The 997-nt window shown below is 30.2% G+C and carries 2 protein-coding genes; both read left to right on the forward strand.

All coding sequences use genetic code 11. The annotated features are described in order from the left end of the window. The coding region (locus A9G28_RS13665; RefSeq protein ID WP_176702151.1) for a hypothetical protein at window positions 1-287 on the forward strand (287 nt) is incomplete at its 5' end. Window positions 288-296: 9 nt separating this feature from the next. Next, window positions 297-878: a hypothetical protein gene (locus A9G28_RS11470; RefSeq protein WP_065580746.1), complete on the forward strand. Its 582-nt coding sequence runs from the start codon at window positions 297-299 to the stop codon at window positions 876-878. Window positions 879-997 lie beyond the last annotated feature (119 nt).

Below are 997 nucleotides of genomic sequence, written 5' to 3' on the forward strand. Positions count from 1 at the left end.
GACATAGTGAAGTAGTAAGTGCCTTCGAATTTACTGGAAAAAAATCCGATAGGAAATATATCTACATTTTATTGAAAGACGGTACAGGGCCAACGATAAGGTATCGTTTTATAGAATTACCTTTATTTGTAGAAGATGATGGTATATTAAGAGCATTATTTTTTATAGGAGATGATGCTTTTATATCAAAAATCAGTTGTATGGATGATCTTGAAACAGAAGAACGCTGCGAATTTTCAACGAAAGAGGGATTAATAGAATATCTTAATAAAGAAGGAAGACAATGAGGAGTAACAATGAAGTTCAAAACAATGTTGTTTATATTCTTAAGCTCAATTTTTACAGGGCAAAATGCCTATGCCAATTCTGATTCCTATGAGGATTTAGAGAATATTCCAGAAGAATATCGATTTCCTAAATATGATAACATCGCTCATCCACCAATTGATGTTGAATATAAAGGTAAGAAAGGTACTGCTCTATTTCTTAGCAATACTTTTGATGATGGAAGACGTAATTTAGAGGTTTATTTTTTAACTAATAATAACAAAGAATTATATAAGGCATTTGAAATTTACCCATATCAATATGATGAATTATTAAGTATCTTTGAATATGAATATATAGAGAATAAAACCAAAAGCAAATCAATCCTAATTCTAACAAAAGAAGTTTTTAAATCGAGCATACACTATCGTTATTTTGAATTACCAGTATTAATTGATAATGATGGTGTGTTAAGAGCATTATATTTTATAGGAGATGATGCTCTTGTAGCAAAAATTGGATGTATAGATAATTTTAAAACAAAAAAACGCTGCGAATTTTCAACGAAAGAGGGATTAATAAAATATCTTAATAAAGAAAGAAAACAATAATGAAATCGAATTAGCCACAGACACCGAGGCATGGAGTAAACACCCCTTACAAGCTAGCCAATTAACGAGCAGCAATCATAATATTGGCACACCACTCCTACTTGATATGAGTGATAATA

The organism is Gilliamella sp. Fer1-1 (assembly GCF_001690825.1).
Classification (GTDB): domain Bacteria; phylum Pseudomonadota; class Gammaproteobacteria; order Enterobacterales; family Orbaceae; genus Gilliamella; species Gilliamella apicola_C.

Coding starts and splice junctions, on each gene's coding strand:
- A9G28_RS11470 (WP_065580746.1), top strand. CDS start 297: ATGAAGTTCAAAACAATGTTGTTTATATTCTTAAGCTCAATTTTTACA.